At 63.6% G+C, this 25,760-nt stretch carries 23 protein-coding genes and 2 tRNA genes; 18 read left to right on the top strand and 7 right to left on the bottom strand.

Annotated elements, in window-relative coordinates:
• The first annotated feature begins 18 nt into the window (after nucleotides 1-18).
• Nucleotides 19-94 (top strand) — tRNA-His (locus AC23D4_RS05670).
• Between the two features lie 185 nt (nucleotides 95-279).
• Here the strand turns inward: AC23D4_RS05670 and rsxB are convergent.
• Nucleotides 280-942: an electron transport complex subunit RsxB gene (gene rsxB, locus AC23D4_RS05665; RefSeq protein ID WP_472889070.1), complete on the bottom strand. Its 663-nt coding sequence runs from the start codon at nucleotides 940-942 to the stop codon at nucleotides 280-282.
• Between the two features lie 46 nt (nucleotides 943-988).
• Nucleotides 989-2,476, bottom strand: a complete 1,488-nt coding sequence (locus AC23D4_RS05660; protein ID WP_472889069.1) for a polyhydroxyalkanoate depolymerase — start codon at nucleotides 2,474-2,476, stop codon at nucleotides 989-991.
• Between the two features lie 236 nt (nucleotides 2,477-2,712).
• On the opposite strand from AC23D4_RS05660, the gene ygiD reads away from it, so the two are divergent.
• Complete coding sequence (ygiD, locus tag AC23D4_RS05655) at nucleotides 2,713-3,597, top strand: 4,5-DOPA-extradiol-dioxygenase (protein ID WP_472889068.1); 885 nt, start codon at nucleotides 2,713-2,715, stop codon at nucleotides 3,595-3,597.
• Between the two features lie 70 nt (nucleotides 3,598-3,667).
• Here ygiD and AC23D4_RS05650 read toward each other — a convergent pair whose 3' ends face one another.
• Nucleotides 3,668-4,876, bottom strand: coding sequence for an amino acid aminotransferase (locus tag AC23D4_RS05650; RefSeq protein WP_472889067.1), 1,209 nt, complete (start codon nucleotides 4,874-4,876; stop codon nucleotides 3,668-3,670).
• A gap of 107 nt (nucleotides 4,877-4,983) precedes the next feature.
• Between AC23D4_RS05650 and uvrB the strand changes: the two genes are divergently transcribed.
• The 12 genes from uvrB to AC23D4_RS05590 all read left to right on the top strand — a co-directional run bounded on the left by uvrB (nucleotide 4,984) and on the right by AC23D4_RS05590 (nucleotide 16,525).
• A complete protein-coding gene (gene uvrB / locus AC23D4_RS05645; protein WP_472889066.1) occupies nucleotides 4,984-7,092 on the top strand; it encodes an excinuclease ABC subunit UvrB in 2,109 nt (702 codons plus the stop codon).
• Nucleotides 7,093-7,183: 91 nt separating this feature from the next.
• The gene (locus AC23D4_RS05640) at nucleotides 7,184-7,876 is read left to right on the top strand and encodes a LuxR C-terminal-related transcriptional regulator (RefSeq protein WP_472889065.1); all 693 of its coding nucleotides are present in this window, start codon (nucleotides 7,184-7,186) and stop codon (nucleotides 7,874-7,876) included.
• Entirely contained in the window at nucleotides 7,873-9,798 is a 1,926-nt protein-coding gene (locus tag AC23D4_RS05635) for a sensor histidine kinase (RefSeq protein WP_472889064.1), read from the top strand. Before AC23D4_RS05640 ends, AC23D4_RS05635 begins: the two co-directional genes overlap by 4 nt.
• A 163-nt stretch (nucleotides 9,799-9,961) precedes the next feature.
• A complete protein-coding gene (gene iscR, locus AC23D4_RS05630; RefSeq protein WP_226462032.1) occupies nucleotides 9,962-10,498 on the top strand; it encodes a Fe-S cluster assembly transcriptional regulator IscR in 537 nt (178 codons plus the stop codon).
• A gap of 167 nt (nucleotides 10,499-10,665) precedes the next feature.
• A complete protein-coding gene (locus AC23D4_RS05625) occupies nucleotides 10,666-11,883 on the top strand; it encodes an IscS subfamily cysteine desulfurase (protein ID WP_472889063.1) in 1,218 nt (405 codons plus the stop codon).
• Nucleotides 11,884-11,895: 12 nt separating this feature from the next.
• Nucleotides 11,896-12,282 (top strand): Fe-S cluster assembly scaffold IscU, encoded by a 387-nt coding sequence (iscU, locus tag AC23D4_RS05620; RefSeq protein WP_077331347.1) that lies wholly within the window; start codon nucleotides 11,896-11,898, stop codon nucleotides 12,280-12,282.
• A gap of 22 nt (nucleotides 12,283-12,304) precedes the next feature.
• Nucleotides 12,305-12,628, top strand: a complete 324-nt coding sequence (gene iscA, locus AC23D4_RS05615; RefSeq protein WP_177133880.1) for an iron-sulfur cluster assembly protein IscA — start codon at nucleotides 12,305-12,307, stop codon at nucleotides 12,626-12,628.
• Nucleotides 12,629-12,692: 64 nt separating this feature from the next.
• Nucleotides 12,693-13,211, top strand: a complete 519-nt coding sequence (gene hscB / locus AC23D4_RS05610) for a Fe-S protein assembly co-chaperone HscB (RefSeq protein ID WP_472889062.1) — start codon at nucleotides 12,693-12,695, stop codon at nucleotides 13,209-13,211.
• A gap of 52 nt (nucleotides 13,212-13,263) precedes the next feature.
• Nucleotides 13,264-15,147 carry a Fe-S protein assembly chaperone HscA gene (gene hscA / locus AC23D4_RS05605; protein ID WP_472889061.1) on the top strand — a complete coding sequence of 628 codons (1,884 nt, stop codon included), beginning with the start codon at nucleotides 13,264-13,266 and terminating at the stop codon, nucleotides 15,145-15,147.
• A 32-nt stretch (nucleotides 15,148-15,179) separates the two neighbouring features.
• Nucleotides 15,180-15,518 (top strand): ISC system 2Fe-2S type ferredoxin, encoded by a 339-nt coding sequence (gene fdx, locus AC23D4_RS05600; RefSeq protein ID WP_472889060.1) that lies wholly within the window; start codon nucleotides 15,180-15,182, stop codon nucleotides 15,516-15,518.
• 132 nt (nucleotides 15,519-15,650) lie between these two features.
• Nucleotides 15,651-16,358, top strand: coding sequence for a DNA polymerase III subunit epsilon (gene dnaQ, locus AC23D4_RS05595; RefSeq protein ID WP_472889059.1), 708 nt, complete (start codon nucleotides 15,651-15,653; stop codon nucleotides 16,356-16,358).
• Between the two features lie 92 nt (nucleotides 16,359-16,450).
• Nucleotides 16,451-16,525, top strand: a tRNA-Val gene (locus AC23D4_RS05590).
• A gap of 232 nt (nucleotides 16,526-16,757) precedes the next feature.
• Here AC23D4_RS05590 and AC23D4_RS05585 read toward each other — a convergent pair.
• The 3 genes from AC23D4_RS05585 to AC23D4_RS05575 form a co-directional block, all read right to left on the bottom strand.
• On the bottom strand, nucleotides 16,758-17,399 hold the full coding sequence (locus tag AC23D4_RS05585; RefSeq protein WP_472889058.1) for a nitroreductase family protein: 642 nt from the start codon (nucleotides 17,397-17,399) through the stop codon (nucleotides 16,758-16,760).
• A gap of 66 nt (nucleotides 17,400-17,465) precedes the next feature.
• Complete coding sequence (locus tag AC23D4_RS05580) at nucleotides 17,466-19,949, bottom strand: arsenate reductase (azurin) large subunit (RefSeq protein WP_472889057.1); 2,484 nt, start codon at nucleotides 19,947-19,949, stop codon at nucleotides 17,466-17,468.
• A gap of 10 nt (nucleotides 19,950-19,959) precedes the next feature.
• The gene (locus AC23D4_RS05575; protein ID WP_472889056.1) at nucleotides 19,960-20,484 is read right to left on the bottom strand and encodes an arsenate reductase (azurin) small subunit; all 525 of its coding nucleotides are present in this window, start codon (nucleotides 20,482-20,484) and stop codon (nucleotides 19,960-19,962) included.
• 193 nt (nucleotides 20,485-20,677) lie between these two features.
• On the opposite strand from AC23D4_RS05575, the gene AC23D4_RS05570 reads away from it, so the two are divergent.
• The 3 genes from AC23D4_RS05570 to AC23D4_RS05560 are packed head-to-tail and all read left to right on the top strand — an operon-like array spanning nucleotide 20,678 to nucleotide 24,260.
• Nucleotides 20,678-21,511: a substrate-binding domain-containing protein gene (locus AC23D4_RS05570; RefSeq protein WP_472889055.1), complete on the top strand. Its 834-nt coding sequence runs from the start codon at nucleotides 20,678-20,680 to the stop codon at nucleotides 21,509-21,511.
• A complete protein-coding gene (locus AC23D4_RS05565; RefSeq protein WP_472889054.1) occupies nucleotides 21,511-22,956 on the top strand; it encodes an ATP-binding protein in 1,446 nt (481 codons plus the stop codon). Before AC23D4_RS05570 ends, AC23D4_RS05565 begins: the two co-directional genes overlap by 1 nt.
• Nucleotides 22,953-24,260 carry a sigma-54-dependent transcriptional regulator gene (locus AC23D4_RS05560; protein ID WP_472889053.1) on the top strand — a complete coding sequence of 436 codons (1,308 nt, stop codon included), beginning with the start codon at nucleotides 22,953-22,955 and terminating at the stop codon, nucleotides 24,258-24,260. The genes AC23D4_RS05565 and AC23D4_RS05560 overlap by 4 nt, the downstream gene beginning before the upstream one ends.
• Before the next feature lie 104 nt (nucleotides 24,261-24,364).
• Here AC23D4_RS05560 and AC23D4_RS05555 read toward each other — a convergent pair whose 3' ends face one another.
• Nucleotides 24,365-25,414, bottom strand: coding sequence for a LysR family transcriptional regulator (locus AC23D4_RS05555; RefSeq protein WP_472889052.1), 1,050 nt, complete (start codon nucleotides 25,412-25,414; stop codon nucleotides 24,365-24,367).
• 16 nt (nucleotides 25,415-25,430) lie between these two features.
• Here AC23D4_RS05555 and AC23D4_RS05550 point away from each other — a divergent pair, with 16 nt between their 5' ends.
• Nucleotides 25,431-25,760 (top strand): hypothetical protein, encoded by a 330-nt coding sequence (locus AC23D4_RS05550; protein WP_472889051.1) that lies wholly within the window; start codon nucleotides 25,431-25,433, stop codon nucleotides 25,758-25,760.

Here is a 25,760-nt window from a genome sequence, read left to right as displayed (position 1 = left end):
TATAATGCAAGGCTTGAGGTGGCTGTAGCTCAGTTGGTAGAGTCCAGGATTGTGATTCCTGTTGTCGTGGGTTCGAGCCCCATCAGCCACCCCAGTAAATACAAGAAAACCTCGCTATCTTTTGGGTAGCGAGGTTTTTTCTTGTCTGCCGTTGTCAGGGAGGATGTCCGTCGTTTTCCCGAAGATGAGGGGTTGCCGGGCTGGGTTCGCGCAGTGTCGGCACGATGGCGATCTGGAGGTCGCTGAGCGTTCAGTCCACGGCCCGGGCGGGTGTGATGCTCAACCGCCGTCGGCCTGGCGTTTGGCCCGCGCACGCTCCAGCGCCGCTTCAATGACGGCGCGTTTCTTGTCCAGCACAGCGGGGTCGGTGTGCTGCGAATGGGCCTCAAGGTCGGCGTATTTCATGCGCGCTTTGGTTTCGAGCAAGAGATCGTGTTCCACCTGTTCGCGGGCCAGTCGCACGGTGCGCGCGTCGTAGCGCTGGCGGGCCAGGGTGGCCTGTTCGGTGGTCCACGCCTGCCAGCCAGTGCGTTCACCACTGACGATCTCCAGCGAGATGCAGTCCACAGGACAGACCGGCAGGCAGAGCTCACAACCCGTGCAATAGGGTTCGATCACGGTGTGCATAAGCTTGTTGCTGCCGACGATGGCATCGGTTGGGCAGGCCTTGATGCACAGGGTGCAGCCGATGCACCAGTCTTCATCGATCACCGCGAGGGTCAAAGGACCTTCGATCCCGTTGGTCGGGTTCAGCGGTGTTTCGGATCGACCGGTGAGGGCAGCCAGTCGGGCGATGCCCTCGGCGCCGCCGGGCGGACACTGGTTGATGCCGGCTTCCCCCGAGGCAACCGCTTCGGCGTAACGGGCGCAGTCCGGGTAACCGCAGCGGGTGCACTGGGTCTGGGGCAAGGCGGCGTCGATGCGCCGGGCGAGATCGTTCATGTCGCCAATATACCGGGGAGCAGGGCGCTCCCCGGCCCGCACGCCATCAAGCGGAGCGGGGAGGGGTCTTGCGTTTGGCGGCGGCGACCGGGGCCTTCGTCGCGGGCTTGGCCACGGCTTTGGTCGGCGCTGCCTTGGCGGCTGGCACAACTGCTTTGCTCACCACCTTGGTTGCGGTCTTGGCCTGGGCCGGTTTGACGGCGCGCACGGCGGGTTGGGCCACAACAGCGGGCGCGGTCGACGCGGCAGCAGCGGCCTCCTGCGCAGGCTTGGGCTGGTGCGACAGGATGAAGGTCTTCACCACCGGGTAGACCATGTCGCGCCAGCGCCGGCCGCTGAAGATGCCGTAGTGACCGGCGCCTTTGGCCTCGTAGTGCATCTGGTGCGTCTTGGGAATGCCGGAGCACAGATTGTGCGCGGCAGCGGTCTGGCCCGAGCCGGAGATGTCGTCGAGCTCGCCTTCGATCGTTAGCAGGCCGGTGGTCGCGATGTCTTCCGGACGCACGCGCTCGATCTTGCCCTTCACGGACTTCACGTCCCAGGTGCCGTTGACCAGCTTGAAGTCCTGGAACACCGTCTGGATGGTTTCCAGGTAGTAGTCCGCGTCCATGTCGAGCACGGCGTTGTACTCGTCGTAGAACTGGCGGTGGTTCTCGGCGCTCTCGTTGTCACCCTTGATCAGGTCCTTGAAATAGTCGTAGTGGCTGGTGGCGTGGCGGTCGGGGTTCATGGCCACAAAACCGGTGTGCTGCAGGAAGCCGGGGTAAACACGGCGGCCGGCGCCCGGGAAGTTGCTCGGCACGCGGTAGATCACGTTGTTTTCGAACCAGCTGTGGCTGCGCTGCGTGGCCAGGTTGTTGACCGCCGTGGGCGACTTGCTGGCGTCGATGGGGCCGCCCATCATGGTCATGGACAGCGGTGTCGTTTCGCCGCGGCTGGCCATCAGCGAAACCGCAGCCAGCACCGGCACGGTGGGCTGGCACACGCTCATGACGTGGCAGTTGCCGTAGCCCTTTTGCAGGTACTCGATGAATTCCTGCACGTAGTTGATGTAATCGTCGAGGTGGAACTCGCCTTCGGACAGGGGCACCAGGCGGGCGTTTTTCCAGTCGGTGATGTAGACCTTGTGGTCCTTGAGCATGGTGCGCACGGTGTCGCGCAACAGCGTGGCGTAGTGGCCGGACAGCGGTGCCACCACCAGCACAACGGGCTGGCCTTTGAGCTTCTCCAGGGTCGCGGTGTCGTCAGAGAAACGCTTGAAGCGGCGCAGTTCGCAAAACGGCTTGTCGACTTCCACGCGCTCATGGATCGCCACATCCACGCCATCCACATCGACCGTGTGGATGCCGAAAACAGGCTTTTCGTAGTCTTTGCCCAGCCGGTGCATCAGATCGTAGCCGGCCGACACACGCTGTGCCATGGGCAACTGGGCCAGCGGCAGAGAAGGGTTGTTGTAAAGCCTGGAGGCCACTTCGGCCAGGTCAGCGAACGGCTCCATGATGGAGCGCTGGGTTTCGTAAATCTGGTAGAGCATGGGGCAGTCGATCAGTTATGTTGCAGTGCAATATAACAGTATGCCGCAGGTGGCGCGAGAGTGAAAACACCTAATTTCCCCAGCCGGTTGTCACCTTCGTGAAAGAATGCGTCCTGAGCTTTCTGGTTGTTGTTTCACCGATCCCCGCCTCGTCCGAGAAACCGTTCCCCTGCATCCAACGCCGCCCGCTGATCCGTACCGGTATCGCCCTTGCCGCCACCGCGATGGGAATCCCCATGAGCCTGTCCTCTGCCGCCCAGCCCTCCACGCCGGCTGTCACCGGTGCCCGTCTGGAATCCCTGACAAACTGGCCCCTGACCGAACGCCTGCCTGTGCTGTTTCTGGGGCATGGCAGTCCCATGAACGCCATCGAAGACAACGCCTACCGGCGCAGCTGGCAGGCGCTGGGCACCGAACTGCTGGAGCGGGGTCCGCGTCCCCGCCTGATCCTGTGTATTTCTGCCCACTGGATCACCCGGGGCTGGCAGCTCACCGCCATGGAGGACCCCCGCACGATCCATGATTTCGGTGGTTTTCCGCAAGCCCTGTTCGATCAGCAGTACCCGGCCCCGGGATCGCCGGCGATGGCGCAGGCCATCAGTGCGGTCCTGTCTCAGCCGGGCAGCGGGGCGCCGCTGGGTCTGGACGATCTGGAATGGGGTCTGGACCACGGCACCTGGTCGGTGCTCAAGCCGATGTTTCCGGATGCCAGCATCCCGGTGATCCAGCTCAGCATGGATTACAGCCGTCCGCCAGCCGAACATTTTGAACTGGGGCGGCAACTGCGCGCGCTGCGAGACCGGGGCGTGCTGATCGTGGGCAGCGGCAACATCGTGCACAACCTGCGCGCCATCCGCCGCGAGGCCGCCGACAACCAGGCCTACGACTGGGCGATCGAGTTTGACCGCATCACAGGCGATCACATCGCCCAAGGACGTCTGGAAGCCCTGGACGGGTTCCGCGACCTGGGGCCCTTGGCCCAGATGGCCCACCCCACCTGGGACCACTACCTGCCCCTGCTGTACGCCGCGGGTGCGGTGGAAGAGGGCGAGGAACCCCGGGTTTTCAACGAGGGTTTCCAGATCGCCTCGATCTCCATGCGCTCCGTCATCTGGGGCTGATCGAGCTCCATGGGCTTCCAGAAACAGAAATGCCGCTCACCGAGCGGCATTTCTGTCGGGTTCCACCCGGTCAGATCACCTTGGCGATCGCCTGGCAGACGTAGTCGATGTTCTTGCTGTTGAGCGCGGCCACGCACATGCGGCCGGTGTCGGTGCCGTAGACGCCGAACTCGCTGCGCAGACGCACCATCTGGTCCTTGGACAGGCCAGAGTAGCTGAACATGCCGATCTGGGTGGTGATGAAGCTCATGTCCTTGGCGACGCCGGCGGCCTTCAGGCCATCGACCAGCTTCTGGCGCATGGCCTTGATGCGCACGCGCATCTCGCCCAGTTCCTGTTCCCACAGCGCGCGCAGTTCGGGGTTGCCCAGCACGGCGGCCACGATCGCGCCACCGTGGATCGGTGGGTTGGAGTAGTTGGTGCGGATGGCGATCTTGAGCTGGCTGAGCACGCGGTCGGTCTCTTCCTTGCTGCTGCCCACCACGCTCAGGGCGCCCACGCGCTCGCCGTAGAGGCTGAAGCTCTTGGAGAAGCTGGTGGACACGAAGATGTTCAGGCCAGCGGCCACGAACTTGCCGATCACGGCGCCGTCTTCGGCGATACCGTAACCAAAGCCCTGGTAGGCCATGTCCAGGAAGGCGGTGAGGTCGCGCGCTTTCACCACGGCGATCACCTGGTCCCACTGGGCCGGGGTGATGTCGTAACCGGTGGGGTTGTGGCAGCAGGCGTGCAGCAGCACGATGGTGCCGGGGGCGGCGGCGTTCAGTGCGGCCAGCATGCCGTCAAAGTTGATGCCACCGAGGCCGCCGTTGGCGCTCTGGTCGAAATAGGGGTAGGTGTCGACGGTGAAACCGGCGTTGGTGAACAGCGCACGGTGGTTTTCCCAGCTCGGATCGGAGATCAGGACCTTGGCATCGGGGCTGACTTTTTTCAGGAAATCGGCACCGATTTTCAGGCCGCCGGTGCCGCCGATGGCCTGCACGGTGGCCACGCGGCCGCTCTTGACCACCTCGGACTCGGAGCCGAACACCAGGCCCTTGACGGCGGCGTCGTAGGCAGCGATGCCGTCGATCGGCAGGTAGCCACGGGCCGTGGGCTTTTCCATCATGGTTTTTTCAGCAGCCTGCACGCACTGCAGCAGCGGCAGTTTGCCGTTGTCGTCGAAATACACGCCCACACCGAGGTTGACCTTGCTGGGGTTGGTATCGGCAGCGAACTGCTCGTTCAGACCCAGGATCGGGTCGCGCGGGGCCATTTCGACGGCGGAGAAGAGGGACATGCTGAAAATCCTGTGGGTTGGGGGCGATTCGGACCCGCGCGCGTGAGGGGGCTTTGCGTTACGCTGTCGGGTTCGTTTGAAATACAGCCACCGATTTTAATCTGCCCATGTCCATCCCTGACGCCGCCCCGGTTCTCTCGTTGGTTGAGGGTGTCCCTGCGCACGAGGGTGAGTTCGTGCGTTTCCCGGGTTCGCCGTTCGAGCTCTTCATGCCCTATCCGCCCGCGGGCGACCAGCCCACCGCCATTGCCCAGCTGGTGGAGGGCGTGAACGACGGCGAGGTGTTCCAGACCCTGCTGGGCGTGACCGGCTCGGGCAAGACCTTCACCATGGCCAACGTGATCGCCCGCCTGGGGCGCCCGGCCATCGTGTTCGCGCCGAACAAAACATTGGCCGCGCAGCTGTACAGCGAGTTCCGCGAGTTCTTCCCCAAGAACGCGGTCGAGTACTTCGTCAGCTACTACGACTACTACCAGCCCGAGGCCTATGTGCCGCAGCGCGACCTGTTCATCGAGAAGGACAGCGCGATCAACGAGCACATCGAGCAGATGCGCCTCTCCTGCACCAAGAGCATCCTGGAGCGGCGCGACGTGGTGATCGTGGCAACGGTGTCGGCCATCTACGGCATCGGCAAGCCCGAGAGCTACCACCAGATGGTGATGCTGCTGCGCGTGGGCGACAAGCTGGGTCAGCGCGACCTGATCGCCCAGCTGGTGCGCATGCAGTACGCCCGCAACGAGGCCGATTTTTCGCGCGGCAAGTTCCGCGTGCGCGGTGACACCATCGACGTGTTCCCGGCCGAACACTCCGAGATGGCGATCCGCATCGAGCTGTTCGACGACGAGGTCGAGACCCTGCAGCTCTTCGACCCGCTCACCGGCAAGGTGCGGCAGAAGATCCCGCGCTTCACCGTCTACCCCAGCAGCCACTACGTGACGCCGCGCGAGCAGGTGCTCAACGCGGTGGAGCTGATCAAGGACGAGCTGCGCGAGCGCCTGGGCCAGCTGGTGGGCATGGGCAAGCTGGTGGAGGCGCAGCGGCTGGAGCAGCGCACCCGCTTCGACCTGGAAATGCTGAGCGAAGTGGGTCACTGCAAGGGGATCGAGAATTACTCGCGCCACCTGTCAGGCAGCGCCGAGGGCGAGCCGCCTTCCACACTGACCGACTACCTGCCGAAAGACGCGCTGATGTTCCTGGACGAGAGCCATGTGCTCATGGGCCAGTTCGGTGGCATGTACAACGGCGACCGCGCGCGCAAGACCACGCTGGTGGAGTACGGTTTTCGCCTGCCCAGCGCGCTGGACAACCGGCCGCTCAAGCTCGAAGAGTTCGAGCAGCGCATGCGCCAGGTGGTGTTCGTCTCGGCCACGCCGGCCGACTACGAAAAGACGCATTCGGGCCAGGTGGTGGAGCAGCTGGTGCGCCCCACCGGACTGGTGGACCCGGAAGTGGAAGTGCGCCCCGCCACGCACCAGGTGGACGACGTGCTGCAGGAAATCCGCATCCGCGTGGAGAAAAACGAGCGTGTGCTCATCACCACGCTGACCAAGCGCATGGCCGAGCAGCTGACCGACTACCTGACGGAAAACGGCGTCAAGGTGCGTTACCTGCACAGCGACGTGGACACGGTGGAGCGGGTGGAAATTTTGCGCGACCTGCGGCTGGGTGCGTTCGATGTGCTGGTCGGCATCAACCTGCTGCGCGAAGGCATCGACATTCCCGAGGTGTCGCTGGTGGCGATCCTGGACGCCGACAAGGAAGGTTTTCTGCGTTCGGAGCGCAGCCTGATCCAGACCATTGGCCGCGCCGCACGCAACCTGAACGGCAGGGCGATCCTTTACGCCGACCGCATCACCGAGTCGATGAAAAAAGCGATTGGCGAAACCGAGCGCCGCCGCACCAAACAGATCGCGCACAACCTGGCCATGGGTATCGAGCCGCGCAGCATCAACAAGCGCATCAAGGACCTGATCGACGGCGTGTACAGCGAAAAGGCCGGCAAGGAAGCCGACCGCCTGGCCGCCGAGAGCGCGCTGCGCGCCAGCGTGGAGGACATGAGCGAGAAGGACGTGGCGCGCGAGATCAAGCGGCTGGAGAAGCTGATGCTCGAGCATGCGCGCAACCTCGAATTCGAGAAGGCGGCGGGCGTTCGCGACCAGTTGCACCACCTCAAGGCGCAGATCTTTGGCGCGCCCGGTGTGGACAACGTGGCCTGAAAACAATGAAGGACAATGGCGCCACAAGCACCCGCGCAGGGGCCGGCCAGCATGGACGGGACGCGGGGGCAACAAGCCATCGATCTTTTTTATGCAAGCACCGCAAGCGCTGCGCGATCCGGAGGGGCAGGGCTCTGACACGCGCATTTACCTGGTAGAAGACGATCCGTCCATCCTGCAGTTCGTGCAGCAGGCGCTGCTGCGACGCCCGCTCTGGCAGCTGTTGGGGCACTCCACCACGCTGGCCCATGCGCGACGGCACGCCGTGGCATCGAACGCCAATGTGTTCCTGGTGGACCTCGGTCTTCCCGATGGCAGCGGCGAAGCCTTGCTGCGTTTGCTGGCACGCCAGCAACCCGGCGCCGAGCTGCTGGTTTTTACCGTGTTTGGCGAAGAGTCGCGCCTGGTGGCCGCGCTGGAGGCGGGCGCCACGGGTTACGTGCTCAAGGGCTGCAGCCCTGAGGCCCTCATTGATGCCATCGAACAGATCCGCGAAGGGGGTGCGCCCATTTCGCCCCTGTTGGCGCGTTTGCTGCTGAAGCAGTTTCGCGAAGTTCAGTCGTCGTTGCCTGTGCTGGAGTCGTTGCACGAGGTCTTGTTGTCCGACCGCGAAACGGAGGTGCTGCAGCTGGTGGCCAAGGGGTATGTCAACAAAGAGATCGCCGCCCGGCTGGCGATTTCACCGGCCACCGTGGGCACGCACATCAAGAACCTCTACCGCAAGCTCGCAGTGCACAGTCGCGTGCAGGTGGTTCGCGCAGCCCAGCAGCGGGGACTGCTTTGAGCCTGTGGCGGCCCCTGCTGCAGCGCCTGCACCGGACCCCGGCTTATTTCTGGGCGGGGTTGCTGGTGGGTGTGATGTTGCTGGCACTCGGGCTGGCCACCCGGGTGGGCCACGTGCCCGGCGCGGTCGCCATCGAGCAGGCGACCGTGCTGCTCGCAGGGCAGGCTGAGGCCTCAGCCACTGCCGTTGATTTGCCCCACGTCTGGGACAACGAGCGGCGCAGCTGGCGCGGGGAGGCGCACTACCGGTTGGTCTTGCCCGAAGCGCTGGCGCAATCCGGGCAGCTTGAGAACGGTCTGGGGCTCTTGCTGCCCCGCGTGGGCGTGCGTTTCCGGGTCTTGTTCAATGGGCAGGAGCTGTCGGCCGAGTGCTGGCGGCGCAGCTCGGGCTATTGCGACGCCGGCACCCGGGCGCATTTCGTGCAGCTGCCACAGCGCCTGATGACGCCCCAATGGGCTGACAACCGGATCGAGGTTCAGCTGAAGGGGCAGTTGCTGCGCATCAGCGGGCTGTCACCGGTCTGGGTGGGTCCCCGGGATGCCTTGTACCAGCGCCATCGGTGGTTGAGCTGGTGGCAGGTCAACCTGACCTGGATGGTGGCCGCCTCGTCGTTCATGATGGGTGTGCTGTCGCTGCTGATCTGGTCCCGGACCGCTGAGCCCCTGTTTGGCTTGCTCGGTGGCGGGCTCGTGGTTCTGACCGTGCGGTTGTGGCTGTCCACGCCGGTTTTTCTGCCCGGGCCGTTCCTGGTCTGGGACTACGTTCACAAACTCAGTTTTACCTGGTACTGCGGCTTCACCTACCTGTTCATGTCGGAGCTGTTCAATTTCAGGCAAAGTCTGGTGCGCAAGCTGGTGGTGGTCATGATGGCGCTGGGGCCGTTCTGGCTCGCCCTGCAGGCCTGGCTGGAGAATTACCAGCTCTACCGGTTGTGGACGGGCGTGATCGTGCTGGTGTGCATGTTGGCCCTCCTGAAAGTGATGCATCGGGCCCGCTGGGGCATGAATGTGAACCAGCGCCTGATGGTGGTGGTGGGTATGGCCACCATGGCCACCGGTTTGCGCGACTTCCTGGTGGTGCAGATGGATTTCCCCGGTGACACCGATATCCGCTGGATGACGCCGGGCAGCCTGGTGCTCATGTTCGCCATGGGCTGGGTGCTGGTGCGGCGCACAGCCCAAGCCATGGAACAGGTTGCGCAGCTCAATACCGAGCTGGCGCGCAAGGTGAGCGAGCGTGAGGCCGAGCTGCACGCCGTGTTTGACCGTCTGCGCGTGGTGGAGAACCAGCGCGTGCTGGAGTCCGAACGACGGCGCCTGACCCGTGACATGCACGACGGCCTCGGAAGCCAGCTGGTGCAGACGCTCAACCTGGTGCACAGCAGCGGCGCCAAGGTGGACAGTGCGTCCGTGGCGAACATGCTCAGTCACGCACTGGAAGAGCTGCGCATGACGCTCGACTCGCTGGAACCGATGGATGGCGACCTGCCCACCATCCTGGGCACCTTGCGCCAGCGCATCATGCCGACGCTGCAAGCCGCCCGCATCGATCTGGACTGGCAGGTCGAAGCGGTTTCCGCCGTTCCGGGGCTGGAGGTGCGTGGCGTGGTGCACCTGTTCCGCTGCCTGCAGGAGGTTTTTGCCAACGTGGTCCAGCATGCACAGGCCACCCGTGTGACCGTGCGCACCTGGGAGCGCGGCGGGCGCATCTTCCTCAGCGCGACAGACAACGGCGTGGGACTGGGTGAGCCGATGGAATCGGGTTTCCGTGAAGGGGGTCGCGGTATCAGCAACATCCGGGTGCGGGCGACCGAAATCGGCGCCGAGGTGCGGTTCTCCTGCGCGCATCCGGGAACCTGCGTGACCTTCAGCTTTGCATCGGATTCTGCAGAAGCCACCCTGGGCCCCTCGGTGCAAGGTTGAGCAAGACGAAGGGTTTTAAGGTATACTCGATCAAAATAGTCGGGAAAGACTTCAACGTATTGGCCGCCATCGTTGCGGCAGGGTGGGCGGAGAAGCGGTTTGGTGGGTTTTTACCCATGAAACCATCAACGACGGTCAAGCCACAATTTACAGGAGCTTGAAAATGCGCCTCACGACCAAAGGCCGCTTTGCGGTCACAGCCATGATCGATCTGGCCCTGCGCCAGAACAACGGTCCCGTCACGCTCGCGGCCATCAGCCAGCGCCAGCAGATTTCGCTCTCTTACCTGGAGCAGCTGTTTGGCAAACTGCGGCGCCACGAACTGGTGGAATCCACGCGTGGCCCGGGTGGTGGTTACAGCCTGGGCCGCAAGGCCGCGGAAATCACCGTGGCCGACATCATCGTTTCGGTGGACGAGCCGATCGACGCCACCCAGTGTGGCGGCAAGGAAAACTGCCTGGGTGAAGGCAACCGCTGCATGACCCACGAGCTGTGGGCCGCGCTCAACGCCAAAATGGTGGATTTCCTCGACTCGGTGTCCCTGCAGTCGCTGGTGGACGAGCAGCTCGCGAAAGGTGTGGTGGTGGAAAACGCCCCCATGATCAAGCGGGCCATTTCCAGCGCCCCAGTGGTCAAACCGATCCGCGTGAACGCCCCCAATTCGGTCTTCGCACTGGGAGGTGCGGCTTTTTCGAAATGACGCCGGCTTCCGGGGACTGTTTCCCGGTGCCGTTGTCCGACTTCAGGTGTTCCGGGGTGTCCTGATCGATGCCTGGGGTCCGGTGCGTTTTCGATTGCCGATACATTCATTGCCTGCAGATTCAGAACCCTTCCCATACCAACCGCCAGCCCATTTCATTGCCCTCCATGAGCACACCGCACTTTCCCATCTACATGGACTACAGCGCCACCAATCCCTGCGACCCGCGGGTGGTGGATGCCATGATTCCCTGGTTGCGTGAACATTTCGGCAACCCGGCCTCGCGCAGCCATGCCTGGGGCTGGGAAGCTGAAAAGGCCGTTGAAACCGCCCGTGAGCAGGTGGCCGCGCTGATCGGTGCCGATCCACGCGAAATCGTCTGGACCAGTGGCGCCACCGAATCCAACAACCTGGCTTTGAAGGGGGCGGCCCACTTCTACCAGACCAAGGGCAAGCACCTGATCACGGTCAAGACCGAGCACAAGGCCGTGCTCGACACCATGCGCGAACTGGAGCGCCAGGGCTTCGAGGTGACTTACCTCGACGTGCAGGCCGACGGCCTGCTCGATCTGGAGGTCTTCAAGGCGGCAATCCGCCCGGACACCATCCTCGCCTCGGTCATGTTCGTGAACAACGAGATCGGTGTCATCCAGGACATCGCGGCCATCGGCAAGATCTGCCGCGAGAAAGGCGTGATCTTCCACGTGGATGCGGCGCAGGCCACCGGCCGGATCGACATCGACCTGCAGACGCTGCCGGTCGACCTGATGAGCCTGACCGGCCACAAGACCTATGGCCCCAAGGGCATCGGCGCGCTGTATGTGCGGCGCAAGCCACGCATCCGTATCGAGGCGCAGATGCACGGTGGCGGTCACGAGCGCGGCATGCGTTCGGGCACGTTGCCCACGCACCAGTGCGTGGGCATGGGCGAGGCCTACCGCATCGCCAAGGAAGAGATGCACGCCGAGAACGTTCGCATCCGCGCGCTGCACGACCGCATGCTGGCGGGCCTGAAGGGTATCGAAGAGGTGTTCATCAACGGCCACGAGACGCAGCGTGTGCCGCACAACCTGAACATGAGCTTCAACTACGTCGAAGGCGAGTCGCTGATCATGGGTATCAAAGGCTTGGCGGTGTCGTCGGGTTCGGCCTGCACCTCGGCCAGCCTGGAGCCCAGCTACGTGCTGCGTGCGCTCGGCCGCAGCGACGAACTGGCCCACAGCAGCCTGCGCATGACGATCGGCCGCTGGACGACGGAAGAAGAGATTGACTACGCCATCGGCACGATCAAGGAAAACGTGGCGAAGCTGCGCGAGTTGTCCCCTCTGTGGGAAATGTTCAAGGACGGCATTGATATCTCTTCGATTCAATGGGCCGCACACTGAAGGAGAAAGACCATGGCTTATTCTGAAAAAGTTGTTGACCACTACGAAAATCCCCGCAACGTCGGCTCCTTTGACAAGGGCGACGAATCGGTGGGTACCGGCATGGTGGGTGCACCCGCCTGCGGCGACGTCATGAAGCTGCAGATCAAGGTGAACCCGACCACCGGCGTGATCGAAGACGCGCGCTTCAAGACCTATGGCTGCGGTTCGGCCATCGCGTCGAGTTCGCTGGTGACCGAATGGGTCAAGGGCAAGACGTTGGACCAGGCCGCTGCGCTGAAGAACAGCGAGATCGCCGAAGAACTGGCGCTGCCGCCGGTGAAGATCCATTGCTCCATCCTGGCCGAAGACGCCATCAAGGCCGCGGTGGACGACTATCGCAAAAAGCACCTGAACTGATCCAGGAAAAATTTCCAGCACCATGGCTATTTCGATCTCCGAAGCCGCTGCGCGGCACGTCACCCGTTACATCGCCAAGCGTGGCAAAGGCGTGGGCGTGCGCCTGGGCGTCAAGACCACCGGTTGTTCTGGCCTGGCCTACAAGCTGGAGTACGCGGACGAGATTGCACCGGAAGACGTGGTGTTCGAGGACAACGGTGTCAAGGTGCTGGTGGATCCGAAAAGTCTGGCCTACATCGACGGCACGCAGCTCGATTTCGTGCGCGAGGGCCTGAACGAAGGCTTCCGCTTCAACAACCCCAATGAGCGCGACCGTTGCGGTTGCGGCGAGAGTTTCAGAATCTGATACTGTTGCCGAATCACCCACTAGTAGCCGCCAGTGCGTACCGTCCTGGCGGCTTTTTGATGTCATGAACCTGCTGTCCAACGACTTCGAAATTTTCGGTATTGCACCTTCATTTGCGCTGGACCGCGATGCCCTGGACCAGCGCTGGAAAGACCTGCAACGTGAGGCCCATCCGGACCGTTTTGCGACCTCCGATGCGTCGGCGCAGCGCCTGGCCATGCAGTGGTCGGTTCGCATCAACGAGGCCTACCAGCGCCTGAAGGACCCGCTCAAACGCGCCGCCTATCTGTGCGAGCTGAACGGGGTGCCGATCCAGGCCGAGAACAACACCGCCATGCCGCCAGCTTTCCTGATGCAGCAGATGCAATGGCGTGAAGACCTGGAAGACGCCCGCAGCAGCGAGGCGCTGGAGCGCATGGCGGACGAGGTGAGCGCTGCGCGCCGCACGATGTTGACCCAGCTGCAGCACACAGCCGACGGTGAGCGCAACTTCGCTGCACTGGCCCAGCAGGTCAGAGCCCTTATGTTTGTTGAGCGCTTTGCCAGCGACGTCGAGAACCGGCTCGATCAGCTGGGACAATAGCGGGCTGACCTCCGCAACCCTCTGCTTTCTTTCTCCACCAGAACCCGCGCCCATGGCTCTCCTGCAGATTTCCGAACCCGGCCAGTCCCTCGATCCGCACCAGCGACGGGTGGCGGTCGGCATCGACCTCGGTACCACGCATTCGCTGGTGGCAGCGGTGCGCCACGGGGTGTCCGAATGCCTGCCGGCGGCGGACGGCCGCGTGATCCTGCCCAGCGTGGTGCGCTACCTCGACCCGGCGCAAGGCGGCTCCGGTCGCCAGATCGGCTTCGACGCTCTGGCTGCGCAGGTCAGCGACCCAGCCAACACCGTGAGCTCGGTCAAGCGCCTGATGGGCCGCACGCGCGCTCAGGTGGCTGACGCTGACAAGCTGCCCTACACCATCGTTGAAGAGAACGGCATGGCTGTGGTCGACACCATCGCCGGGCGCAAGACACCGATGGAGGTGAGCGCCGAAATTCTCGCGACGCTGCGTTTTCGCGCCGAAGACAGTTTTGACGACGAGCTGTTTGGCGCGGTCATCACCGTGCCCGCGTACTTTGACGACGCGCAGCGCCAGGCCACAAAAGACGCGGCGCAGCTCGCCGGCATCAACGTGTTGCGCCTCATCAACGAGCCCACCGCCGCAGCGATCGCGTACGGGCTGGACAACGGCTCGGAAGGCATCTACGCCATCTACGACCTCGGCGGCGGCACCTTCGACATCTCCATCCTCCGCCTGACGCGGGGTGTCTTCGAAGTCATGGCCACCGGCGGTGATTCCGCGCTGGGTGGTGACGATTTTGACCAGGCGCTGGCTGCCTGGGTGCTGGCGCAGCAGGGCGTGACCACGCCTCTGAATGCTTCCGAGCGTGCGGGTCTGCACGCAGAGGCCCGCCGCTGCAAGGAAGCCCTGTCGGCCGTGGATGCCAGCACCGGTCATGTGGTGTTCGAAGCAGTGGTCGGCGGCCAGACGCTGCGCCAGACCGTCACGCCGGCCCAGTTCGAGGCCGCCACCACCGCACTCACGGCCCGCACCATGACCGCCGTGCGCAAGGTGCTGCGCGATGCGCACATCGCCAAGGACGAAGTCAAGGGCGTGGTGATGGTGGGCGGCTCCACCCGCATGCCGGTGATCCGCCGCACTGTGGGCGAGTTCTTTGGTCAGGAACCCCTGGTCAACCTGAACCCGGACGAGGTGGTGGCGCTGGGCGCGGCGATCCAGGCCAATGCACTCGCCGGCAACAGCCGCGACGGCGACCTGCTGCTGCTCGACGTGATCCCGCTCTCGCTCGGTATCGAGACCATGGGCGGTCTGGTCGAGCGCATCGTGCCGCGCAACAGCCCCATTCCCACCGCGCTCGCGCAGGACTTCACCACCTACCAGGACGGCCAGACCGCTTTGGCGCTGCACGTGGTGCAGGGCGAACGCGATCTGGTGACCGACTGCCGCAGTCTGGCGCGCTTCACGCTGCGGGGCATCCCCCCCATGGCGGCGGGTGCAGCGCGCATCCGCGTGAGCTTCACGGTGGATGCCGACGGCCTGTTGTCTGTCCATGCGAAAGAGCAGGGGAGCGGCGTCGAGGCGACGATCGACGTCAAGCCGGCTTACGGCCTGTCGGACGAACAGATCGCCGCCATGCTCAAGGACAGCTTTGCCACCGCCCAGCAAGACATGCAGGCGCGCGCGCTGGTTGAAGCCCGGGTGGACGCCGACCGCATGATCGCCGCCACGCACAGTGCCCTGGCGGCCGATGCCGACCTGCTGGAGCCCGCAGAGCTGGAGTCCATTCACCATCTCATCGCCCAACTGGGCCAGATCATCTCCGGCGACAACACCGCCGCGATCGAATCCGCTACCGAAGCGCTTGCCAAGGGCACCGAAGCCTTTGCCGCCATGCGCATGAACCGGGGCATCCAGCATGCCCTGGCCGGCAAACGGCTCGAAGAAGTCTGAGACCCGCCGCGGACCGACGCACAGGAACCCCCATGCCCATCATCAAGATATTGCCCCACCCCGAATACTGTCCGCAAGGAGCCCAGGTCAACGCACCGGCGGGCACCTCGATCTGCGAGGCGCTGCTCGAAAACAACATCCCGATCGAACACGCCTGCGACATGGTGTGTGCCTGCACCACCTGCCACGTGATCGTGCGCGAAGGTTTCAACAGCCTCAACGAGCTGGACGACAACGAAGAAGACCTGCTCGACCGCGCCTGGGGCCTGGAACCCAACTCGCGCCTGTCCTGTCAGGCCATACTGGCGCAGCAGGACGTGACCATCGAGATACCCAAGTACTCGATCAACCACGCCAAAGAGAATCATTGACTCCCTGGCGTCTCCCCACCGCCGGCGGGGACCCGGGGCTCCGCCGCTGCGCGGGTCGCTGCCCCCCAAGGGGGCTGATCCGGCCGGGCGCCGGATCGCCGCTGATGTCACACACAGATATGAGGGAAGAACATGCGTCAGATCGTCCTCGATACCGAAACCACCGGCCTGTCCGCCGACAGCGGCGACCGCATCATTGAAATCGGCTGTGTTGAACTGCTCAACCGCAAGCTCACCGGCAACAACCTGCACTTCTACGTCAACCCGGAGCGCGACAGCCACGAGGACGCGCTCAAGGTGCACGGCATCAGCAACGAATTCCTGCGCGACAAACCCAAGTTCGGGCAGATCGCCGACGAGCTGCTGGACTACCTGCGCGACGCCGAACTGATCATCCACAACGCGCCGTTTGACATCAGCTTCCTCAACAAGGAGCTGGAACGTTTGGGGCGCCCGCCATTGCGTACCCTGATCGGCCAGGTGACCGACAGCCTGGTGATGGCCAAGGAAATGTTTCCGGGCAAACGCAACGGCCTGGACGCGCTGTGCGACCGGCTGGGCGTGGACAACTCCGGGCGCACGCTGCACGGTGCGTTGCTCGATGCCGAGCTGCTGGCCGACGTCTACATCAACATGACGCGTGGCCAGGACGCGTTGCTGATTGAAGGGAATGAAAGCAGCGAAGCGGGCGTAGAAGCCATCGTGATCGATCTGTCCGGGTTCGAACTGCCCGTGCTTCACGCCAATGAGCAGGAGCTGCAGGGGCATGATGCCGCGCTGGCCGATCTGGACAAGGCCTGCAAAGGCAAGACGCTTTGGCGGTCGCTGGAAATGGCTTGAACGCGCACTTGTCCATTTTTTCTGCGCAGCGGAAAAACAACCTAAATAAGACGCTATAATTTGAGGCTTCCGAGAGATCGGCCAGATCAATCGGGCGGTTAGCTCAGTGGTAGAGCACTGCCTTCACACGGCAGGGGTCGCAGGTTCGAACCCTGCACCGCCCACCAAAAATTGTCATACATGACAACGCTTTACGCCACCTTCGGGTGGCGTAGTCGTTTCTGGTGGGCCAAAAGTGGGCCAAAAAACGGATCTCTGTTTGTTGTCTCACCAGCACAACTGGCTGGTGCGGACTCGCTTGCGATAGTTGGGTTGCTGGACTCGGAACATGTGGTGATCACACATGGCACGTTTGCGGTTGCGACGGGGAAACGCCAGAGACGTTCCGAAGCAGGGCGGTCACAGCGTGCTGACAAAGTTCTGCACCTCGGGGTGCAGGCGTCGTGCCTTGCGTTTGGAGACGGTGCCGATGTTCAGGAAACAAACCGCTTCTTCGCCCGCAGCGAGCCCAAACAACTGGCGCATGCGGGTGGACTGCATCGCTTGCCCACTGGTCAAGCTGCTCCCAAAACCTTGGCCATGCGCCATCAGGAGCATGTTCTGCACGGCTGCGCCCACGGACACCATGCGTTCCAAAGCCGGAATGGGCGGCTCGCAGGCGCCCAGCTGGGCCACCACCAGCATCAGTGCCGGGGCGCGGTGCGCTTTTTCGCGGGCGGACTCGATCTGTTCAAGTGTTGCGCCTGGATCGCGGTCCACCAAGGCCAGTGCAAAGACCTCGGCCAGCAAGGCGCGTTTGTCCTGCGGCACGATGACGAACCGCCAGGGCTTGACCAGCCCATGGTCGGGTGCCGAGGCGGCACTTCGAAAAATCTGATCCAGCTGTGAAACGTTGGGGCCCGGCTCAACCAGGCGTTTGGGGGATATGTTCTGGCGGGATGTGATCCAGGCCTCGGCCAGGTGGTCGGTGAATGGATCACGCTCCCGCGGTGACGCCGGCAGGGGCGCTTCCGGCGTCGGCATGTGTGAGGCAGCACCCATGGGGGTCTCCTGTCTGTTGTGCTTCAAGGAAGAAAGGGTGGCCACCGCCACCCTTTCTTGGGCCAATTACGCGTAGCGGCGGTCCTTGAAGGAGATGGACTTCTTGTAGTCGTCCACGCTGCCCACACGCTTGATGCCGCCCCAGGTGCCCTTGTAGTAAGGCACCACGTTGCGGTCCACCCAGGAGGTCACCACGTCTCCGGCCACACCCTTGATGTAGCCAAAGAGCATGAAGGTCTGGCCTGCCTTGATCGCCTTGAGCGGGTAGGCCATGGCGTAGGTGCTACCGAAGTCGTTGTAGATCTCGACCACGTCACCGGCTGCCACACCGAGTGCCTTGGCATCGTCCGGGTTCATCTCGATGTAGGCCATCGGATAGCGGTCGCGCACGAAGCTGTTGTACTGGTCGTGATAGGCCGTCTGCCAGACTTCGTTGGCGCGGCCCTGGTTGATCCAGAACCTGTACCTGGCCTTCTGGTCCGCCACCATTTTGGGCAGGCCGTTCCACGGTGCGGGCTTGAAATGGGCCTTGCCGTCGCCGGTGCTGAACTTGCCATCGGCGTATTCCATCTCGGTGCCGATCAGCTTGCCGTCCTTGACCTCCTTGATGGGCAGTTGCACACCGTTGTTGCCGGCCTTGCGCAGCAGTTCGTAGGTGGCGAGGTAGCCGGTGGGGCCACCCTGGCTGTCGATGGGCTCCACCCCCGGGCGACCGGCGCGGCGGAAGCCGTCGTTGAAGGCGTCTTCTTCGGTCTTCCAGTTGAAACCGTCGAAACGTTTGGCCATGTCCGCCTTGCCATCTTTCTGGTACATCGCCTTGAGCGTGTTGGCGATGTCGGCGGCGATCAGGCAGTCGGGCTTCGCGGAGCCGGGAGGGTCCATGAACTTCTCAGACAGGCGCATGCGGCGCTCGCCGTTCATGGAGGTCAGGTTCATTTCGCCTGGGTGGGTCGCCGGGAACAGCAGGTGCGCGTCGTCGGCGAGCTGCGTGGGGTAGAGGTTCATGGCCGCCACGAACATGCCACCCTGGTACCTGCAGGCGTTGTAGATCACGTCCACCAGTTGCTCGGTGCTCGCACCGCGGGCCCGCGAGATCGCCTCGTCCACGATCTTGGCGCGCTTGCTCAGCACCAACCGATGCTGTTCAGCGTTCAGCGTGGTCTGGTACGGGTTGGTGCCCCACAGGGTGTACATCAGGCCCTTGCCGGCGATGACTTCCTGGTCCAGGTAGATCTTGCCGTTGCCCGGGTAGGGCGGACGGGTGTAGCCCTCCTGGTGGCCACCGAGGCGGCACACGCCGGTGCCGCGGCGCCCGACGTTTTCTGTTGCCAGCACCAGGCTCACCAGTGCGCTCTGGATGACGTAGTTGTCGTTGCCCCAGATGATGCCCTTCTCATACGGGTGGAAGGTGCGTGGGCGGTGTCCGCTGGCCTTGGGTTTGTAGGCCCAATCGGCGGCCTGCCTGATCTGCGCCACGGTGAGGCCGGTGGCCTTGGCGCCGTCTTCCAGGCTCATGCGGTTGGTCTTGACCGCGTCGTCGTAGCCGCTGGTGTGTTGGGCGATGAAGTCCTTGGCGATCCAGCCTTGCTGCACGACGTAGGTGAACAGCGTGTTGAACAGCGCCGTGTCGGTGCCAGGCTGGATGTCCAGGTGCAGCACGTTCTCCTTGCCGGCCACCTGCTCGCAGATCGCCACCGTGGCCGAGCGGCGCGGGTCCACGATGATGATCTTGGCGGCGGCGGCTGTTTCGCCCGGGAACCACTTCTTCTTTTTGTCCACCGTGGAGCCGGAGAGGTTGGCCACCCAATGGTTCAGGAAGTAGTTGGTCTGCGTTTCGTAGGGGTTGGCACCGGTGCACAGGATGCAGTCGGCCAGCTGGGCGTCTTCGTAGCTGTTGTTCAGCTCGCCCACGCCCATGTCGCGCGTGGCGTGGCACTCGGAGTTGTAGGCCGGGCGGTTGTGGATGCGCACCATCTGGGTTTTCAGCGCGCTGAACATCAGCTTGCCGGTGCCCCAGGTGTTCTCGAAGCCGCCGCCGGCACCGCCGTGGTCGAAGCAGTCGTAGAACAGGCCGTCAGGGCCGTCGTTGTCGAGGATCTTCTTGGTCAGGCCGGCGTAGATCGCCAGGGCATGCTCCCAGCTGGTGTCGAGCCACTGGTCGCCGCGCTTGATGCGCGGGTGCTTCAGGCGCTCGCGGCCGATGCCGTCGTGCGTGTACATGTAGCTGGCCATCTTGCCGCCGCGCGTGCTGGAGAGGCCGCTGTTCACCACGCATTCCTTGTCGGGAACGATCATGATGTTCCACTTCTTGCCGCCCTTGTCGGTGATGGTGTTGGTCATCGCCCGGGTCAGGGTGGTGGCAAACGGCGGCAGCTGGGTGCGGAAGTCCAGGCCCAGCGCGTTCTGGTCCGGGGCGCGGCCGCCTTCGGTGTTGTGGTCCCACTTGTAGGCGTGGTAGCCACATCCGACGATGCAGAAGTGGCAGGTCATGTTGGTCTTTTGCGCGTCTTTCGGGGGCAGCGCGATGCGGTCGTTGATCTGGGTGGTCATGCGGCTCTCCTCACAGGACGTTGGACTGGCGGCCGTAGATCAGGCCATCGACGCCGACGGCGTGGATGCTGTCGGTCTTGGCGTCGTACTCCAGCAGGATGCGCGGCAGGTCTTCGGTGGCCTGGCCGGTGACCATCTGGCCGCCGTTCTCGGGGTCGAAGATGGAGAAGTGGCAACCACACTTGAAGGTCTTGGTGCCGGGTTCGTAGCCGACCGGGCAGCCCATGTGGGTGCAGAACGAGCTGTAGGCCACGATGTCGCCGTTGGGGCCAACGCCGCCCGGCACGGGTGAGCCCATGCGGATGGCCAGGCAGGCCGAGCTGTCATCGGGGTAGGCAAAACTCACCGCCTGGTTCAGCGGCAGGCCCTTGGCCGAGCCGACGGCTTTTTTGGGATACGGCAGCGTGGTGCCGCTGGATGCCGGCGGGGTGGCGGCGTTCGCATTGCGAATCGGGATGATGGTGGCGCCCGCCACGGCGGCTGCGGCGCCGCCCGATTTCAGAAAAAAGCGGCGACCGATCTTGACGTCTTTCATTTTGTCTCCTGGTTGGGTGAAAACACGGAACCGGTTTGCAACGTCCATGCCAGCCAGGAAGCCTTTTAAAATCAACCACTTACTTCATTAGGGTTTCTTCTCTGTGGGCTTTTCGTAACCATGATGAAAATCAAGGTTACGAAAACGTAACGCGAGAATGTCCGTGAACCGAAGACGCTACCTGGCCGCTGGCATGTGCGGCGCCGCCGCGGCGGCTGTGTCCCTCCCGGGATGGGGAGCGGACCGCCTGCGCATCGGGCTGACCCCGGTGATCCTGGCGGATCAGGTGGCCTTCTTGTCGCGCTGGGGTCGCTACCTGGGCAGTCGGGTGGGGATCGATGTCGAGTTCGTGGCCCGCGAGTCCTACCAAAGCATCCTGGACCTGCTGTTTTCCAGACAGATCGATGCCGCCTGGATCTGTGGGTATCCCTTCGTGCGTTTCGAGAGCGGGCTGTCACTGCTCGCCGTGCCGCTGTACCACGGCCAGCCGTTCTACCAGGCCTATCTCATTCGCTCGAAAACCCCAGTCCCGGAGATCGAGGGCTGGAACGATCTCAAAGGGCGCGTGCTGGCCTATTCCGATCCTCTCTCCAACTCGGGCTGGCTGGTCGCGCAGGCCCAGCTGAGCAAGGCCGGGGTGTCAGCACGAGACCTGAAGCGGGGTTTTTTCACGCACGGCCACCGCAACGTGGCCGAAGCCGTGGCGGCCCGCCTGGCCCAGGCTGGCTCCATCGACGGTTATGTATGGGAGACGATGCGCGACCAGGGCATGCCTGCGATTGCCAAGACCGAGGTGATCTGGAAGTCGGAATCTTTCGGATTTCCACCCCTGGTCGTGCGCAAGGGGCATGAGCACCCGCAAATGGAAGCACTTCGGCAAGCCCTGCTGCACATGGGCGACGACGAGGTGGGGCGCGATCTGTTGGCCTCGTTGAATCTGACCGGCTTCACGCCAGGACAGGCGAGCCTGTTCGATTCCATTCGCCAACAAGCCCGGCAGGTGCCCGGCAGCGGGGTGGCGGGCTGATGCTCAGGCGGCTGCCCTACCGGGTGCAGATACCGCTGGGGCTTTCTCTGGCCGTGCTGCTGGCGGCCGTGCTCGTCACGGCCATCACCGCGCGGGTGCAGGCACAGAATGCGCGCCGCGACACCTTGTCGCTGCTGGACCGGGCGGTGGTCCTGGTCATCGCCCAGGTGCGCCCCCTGCTGGCGGCCGATGACACCTGGCGCGTGTTCTCGCTGCTGCGGGACACGGCCCAGCTCATCCCCGGGGCGGATGCGGACCAGGCACGTCTGGCCATCCTGACCCCGGACGGCGCTGTTTTTGCCGCTTCGGACCCGGTGAAGCTTGAGACCGGCGGCCAGGTGCTGGGCAAGCCCTGGCGCGAGCAGCCACTGCTGTCTTCCATGGAGGCGGAACAACGGGAGCTTCACCTGATCCCCGACGGCTCCGTGGTGCTGATCGACCCGATTCGAAGCGAAGACGGCCAGACCTTGGGCTTTGTGTTCACCGAGGTGGAGTCGGCCGCTTTCGCGCCCGACTGGTCGGCGCTGGCCCGCACGGCGCTGATCAGCATTGTCTTGGCGGTCACGGTGCTCGGCCCCCTTGGGTGGTGGGTAGGCAAACGCATGGCCCGTCCGGTGGGTCGGCTGGTGGAGGTGATCGAACGCATCGGACGCGATGACCCCGGGGTTTTGCGCGATGACGTCCCCAAGACCACGGACCCTGAGCTGAGCCGCATTGGCGACGCCATTGCGCAGTTGATGGGCGAACTCGAACGCCGCAAAGCAGCGGAAGAACGTGCGCTGTCGGCCGAGCGGCTGGCGGCTCTGGGCAAGATGACGGGCGCCGTCGCGCACGAGATCAACAACCCCCTGGCGGGCATGTTGACGGCCACCCAGACGCTGCGCTTGCATGGGGGCACGGAGACGATTCGCCTGCGCACCATCGATCTGCTCGACCGGGGGTTGCAGCAGATCCGCACCACCGTGGCGGCCCTGTTGCCCCAGGCCCGGATCGAGGACCGGCCCCTGGAGCCGGGTGATCTGGAAGACATCGTGACCCTGGTGAGGGGCACGGCTGAAAAACGTGGGGCAGAGATCCGGTTTCAGGTCGATGTGGAGTCGGCGCTGCGGGTGCCCTCTGCGCCGCTGCGGCAAGTCATGCTCAATCTGCTGCTCAACGCCCTCAAGGCGGCGGGTGAAAACGGCGTCGTTGCCGCGCGCCTCCAGGCCGATGAATCCCGGGTACGGTTCTGCATCAACAACAGCGGACCGGTGCTGAGCGAAGACAAGTTCAAAAGCACGCTGGCCGCCGAAAGCGGCAAGGACCCGCGCGGCTTTGGCCTGTGGGTGTGCCAGGAACTCGCCAGCCACCTGCGCGGTCGGTTCGAGCTCGACACCACCGAAACCTCACAAACCTGTCTCTTGTTTGAGGTCCCGAACCGAGAAGCGCCGGAAGGCCAGACATGACATCCATTTTGTTGATTGAAGACGACCCCATCATGGGAGAGTCGCTGATGCAGCGCTTCGAACTGGAAGGCCTGCAGGTGAGCTGGTGCCGTCGGCTCGCTGAAGCGCGCGAAGCGCTCGCCACCTTGCCGTCGGCCGTGGTCAGCGATGTCCGCTTGCCAGACGGCCTGGCCACCGCATGGTTCGTCGGTTTGCACGCCACCGTCAGGGCCTTGCCCTGGTTTTTCCTGACGGGATATGGCAGCGTCAACGATGCGGTCGCAGCGGTCCGCGCCGGTGCCCGGGAGTACCTGACCAAGCCTTTCGATATCGAGAGCCTGGTGGCCAAGATCAAGGATGCGGTGGACCTGTCCTCCGCACCCGACGACGACGCGCTGCTGGGTGTTTCTGTAGCCATGCGCCGTGTCGAAACCATGGTGCACAAGGTGGCCAGCCAGCGCGTGTCGGTGTTGCTGACGGGCGAATCGGGCGTGGGCAAGGAGGTGGCGGCCCAGCTCATCCACAGCCTCGATCCCAGAGCAGGCAAGGGTGAATTCGTGGCCGTGAACTGCGCTGCGATCCCAGAGACCCTGCTGGAGGCGGAGTTCTTCGGATACGAAAAGGGCGCGTTCTCGGGGGCCATGCGAACCCACAGGGGCTATCTGGAGCGCGCCAACAAAGGCACCTTGTTTCTGGACGAAGTGGGTGAACTGCCCGCCAGCATGCAGGCCAAACTGCTGAGAGCGTTGCAGGAAAAATGCTTCTTTCGCCTGGGGGCCGAGCGGACCATCCAGAGCGACTTTCGCATCCTGGCCGCCACCAACCGAGACCTCTACGCGGACATGAACGCGGGATCGTTCCGGGAAGACCTGTTCTACCGGCTGGCGGTCATCAAGATCGAGTTGCCGCCGCTGCGCGAGCGACCGGAAGACATCCGCTGGCTGACCGAAAAGCTGCTGGCCCAGATCGTGGTGGAGCAGGGCCGGCCCCTGGCCATGTCCGAACCCTTCATGCGCGATTTGATGCGCCGGGAGTGGCGCGGCAACGTGCGGGAGTTGCGTTCGTTCCTGGAGGAGGCGGTGGTGCTCAGCGATGGCGGGATGCTGGACCTTCCCGAGCGCCCGGCTTCATCTTCTGCCATCGCAAATGACAGGCCCGATGACGGCATCGTCACCCTGCAGCGCATGGTCGAAACCGTGGAGCGCTCACACATCCAGAAAGCACTGCAGCACTGCGATGGCAGCGTCGGGAAAACAGCCGATGTGCTGGGCATCAGCCGCAAAACGCTGTGGGAAAAGATGAAGAAGCTCGCCATTCAGGCTTGAACGGCAGCGGGAAAAAAAGCCCCGCTCCGCAACCCATGCGGATCACGTGGGTTTGGCCCATGGTGATCTCGAGATCCGTCCAGAGAGGGTGGTACGGCGTGCCGTTAGACGGTGGGGCCTGGCTGCAAGGCGCGCAGCGGGTTGGCGGCATTGGCCAGCGCAGGGCCAAACGCGCGCATCAGGACCTGAATTCGGGCGGCGTCCTTCAGTTCAGGGTGTGTGACCAGCCACAGAGGCGTCACCAATTCCTCGATCGAGGCGGTCAGTGGTTGCAGATCCGGAATGCTCGACTCGACAAACGCCGGCAACAGGGCAATGCCGATGCCGGCGCGTGCCATGTTCGCGGCGTGGCTGAAATTGTCCACGCGCAGCACGACCTGATCGGCGGGCACGCGCCCGGCCAGCCACCGGTCGAACTTCAGATCGTGGGAGTCACGCTCGAAGGCGATCCAGCGTCGTTGGCCCACCAGGTCATCGATGCTTTGTAGCGGCAATTTCCCCCGCCCCGTTTTGCGCGTGAAGACCTTGAACTGAAGGTCGGTCAGCTTTCGACCCACCAGCCAGTCCGGCACCGTGTCGGCGATACGGATCGCGATGTCGGCCTCACGCCTTCGCAGATTGACGTGTTCCCGGGTGCTGATCAACTCGATCTGGACGTCCGGGAACGACGACCTGAACTGCGCAAGCACCGAAGGCAGCAAATGATCGATGACGATGGACGACACACTCACACGCACGTCGCCACTGGGCCGCAGGTCGGCTCCGCTGGCGCGCATCTCAGCGCCGATGGCCAGTGGCTCGAACTCTCGTGCCGCACGGTCGATCTCATGTCCCGCAGCCGTGAGGGTGTAGCGAGGCCGACCGCGATTGAATACCTTGGTCTTGAGGCGCGACTCGATCTGATCGAGCTTGCGCAGCAAGGTCGAATGTGTCATGCCGAGTGGCGCGAAGGCCTTCGCCACGCTGCCATGGCGCGAGACCGCCAGAACGATCTGGAAGTCGGACCAGTTCAGCAGGAGCCGCAGTTCATCGGGATGGGTGGTTGCTCGTCGCATAGGGGGAAAAGTGGCGTATTTCGTGCGCTGGCTGCAGCTCAAATGATCATTTTTGAAAACTTTAACTTCAAAAAAACAGATTAGTTTCGCAGCGATCATAAGTTACTGTGCACATATGAAAGAGAACACGAAGTCGGTCGCCGCATCGCGCCGCAAGCGTTCTGCGGCAGATCCGAAGAACCTGATGGCTCTTGAAGCGGGCCCGGTCCCCGAGCAGGTGCTGCTGGAAGTGAAGCGGCGCGTGCTTGAAATCGAGGCCGGATACCGCGAGGTCGCCCAGAAGATGGGGCAGCTCTACATGTATGCCGATCAGCAAGGGCTCGCCTTCCTGACCCGGTATCTCGATCGACCGATGCGCAACGCAGCCGACAACGAACGCGCGATGGTGTCGATCCTCGACGAGCTGCAGCTCAACGCAAGCCGCCGTCTAACCGGAAGCAACTGA

This window comes from Hydrogenophaga sp. L76 (genome assembly GCF_057654755.1).
Note: the sequence above shows the minus strand (reverse complement) of the source record. Positions and strands in the feature narration are given on the sequence as shown.

Bases quoted from the DNA above. Each gene is read 5' to 3' on its own strand.
- rsxB (WP_472889070.1), bottom strand. From the start codon at position 942: ATGAACGATCTCGCCCGGCGCATCGACGCCGCCTTGCCCCAGACCCAG.
- AC23D4_RS05660 (WP_472889069.1), bottom strand. From the start codon at position 2,476: ATGCTCTACCAGATTTACGAAACCCAGCGCTCCATCATGGAGCCGTTC.
- ygiD (WP_472889068.1), top strand. From the start codon at position 2,713: ATGAGCCTGTCCTCTGCCGCCCAGCCCTCCACGCCGGCTGTCACCGGT.
- AC23D4_RS05650 (WP_472889067.1), bottom strand. From the start codon at position 4,876: ATGTCCCTCTTCTCCGCCGTCGAAATGGCCCCGCGCGACCCGATCCTG.
- uvrB (WP_472889066.1), top strand. From the start codon at position 4,984: ATGTCCATCCCTGACGCCGCCCCGGTTCTCTCGTTGGTTGAGGGTGTC.
- AC23D4_RS05640 (WP_472889065.1), top strand. From the start codon at position 7,184: ATGCAAGCACCGCAAGCGCTGCGCGATCCGGAGGGGCAGGGCTCTGAC.
- iscR (WP_226462032.1), top strand. From the start codon at position 9,962: ATGCGCCTCACGACCAAAGGCCGCTTTGCGGTCACAGCCATGATCGAT.
- AC23D4_RS05625 (WP_472889063.1), top strand. From the start codon at position 10,666: ATGAGCACACCGCACTTTCCCATCTACATGGACTACAGCGCCACCAAT.
- iscU (WP_077331347.1), top strand. From the start codon at position 11,896: ATGGCTTATTCTGAAAAAGTTGTTGACCACTACGAAAATCCCCGCAAC.
- iscA (WP_177133880.1), top strand. From the start codon at position 12,305: ATGGCTATTTCGATCTCCGAAGCCGCTGCGCGGCACGTCACCCGTTAC.
- hscB (WP_472889062.1), top strand. From the start codon at position 12,693: ATGAACCTGCTGTCCAACGACTTCGAAATTTTCGGTATTGCACCTTCA.
- hscA (WP_472889061.1), top strand. From the start codon at position 13,264: ATGGCTCTCCTGCAGATTTCCGAACCCGGCCAGTCCCTCGATCCGCAC.
- fdx (WP_472889060.1), top strand. From the start codon at position 15,180: ATGCCCATCATCAAGATATTGCCCCACCCCGAATACTGTCCGCAAGGA.
- dnaQ (WP_472889059.1), top strand. From the start codon at position 15,651: ATGCGTCAGATCGTCCTCGATACCGAAACCACCGGCCTGTCCGCCGAC.
- AC23D4_RS05585 (WP_472889058.1), bottom strand. From the start codon at position 17,399: ATGGGTGCTGCCTCACACATGCCGACGCCGGAAGCGCCCCTGCCGGCG.
- AC23D4_RS05580 (WP_472889057.1), bottom strand. From the start codon at position 19,949: ATGACCACCCAGATCAACGACCGCATCGCGCTGCCCCCGAAAGACGCG.
- AC23D4_RS05575 (WP_472889056.1), bottom strand. From the start codon at position 20,484: ATGAAAGACGTCAAGATCGGTCGCCGCTTTTTTCTGAAATCGGGCGGC.
- AC23D4_RS05570 (WP_472889055.1), top strand. From the start codon at position 20,678: ATGTGCGGCGCCGCCGCGGCGGCTGTGTCCCTCCCGGGATGGGGAGCG.
- AC23D4_RS05565 (WP_472889054.1), top strand. From the start codon at position 21,511: ATGCTCAGGCGGCTGCCCTACCGGGTGCAGATACCGCTGGGGCTTTCT.
- AC23D4_RS05560 (WP_472889053.1), top strand. From the start codon at position 22,953: ATGACATCCATTTTGTTGATTGAAGACGACCCCATCATGGGAGAGTCG.
- AC23D4_RS05555 (WP_472889052.1), bottom strand. From the start codon at position 25,414: ATGATCGCTGCGAAACTAATCTGTTTTTTTGAAGTTAAAGTTTTCAAA.
- AC23D4_RS05550 (WP_472889051.1), top strand. From the start codon at position 25,431: ATGAAAGAGAACACGAAGTCGGTCGCCGCATCGCGCCGCAAGCGTTCT.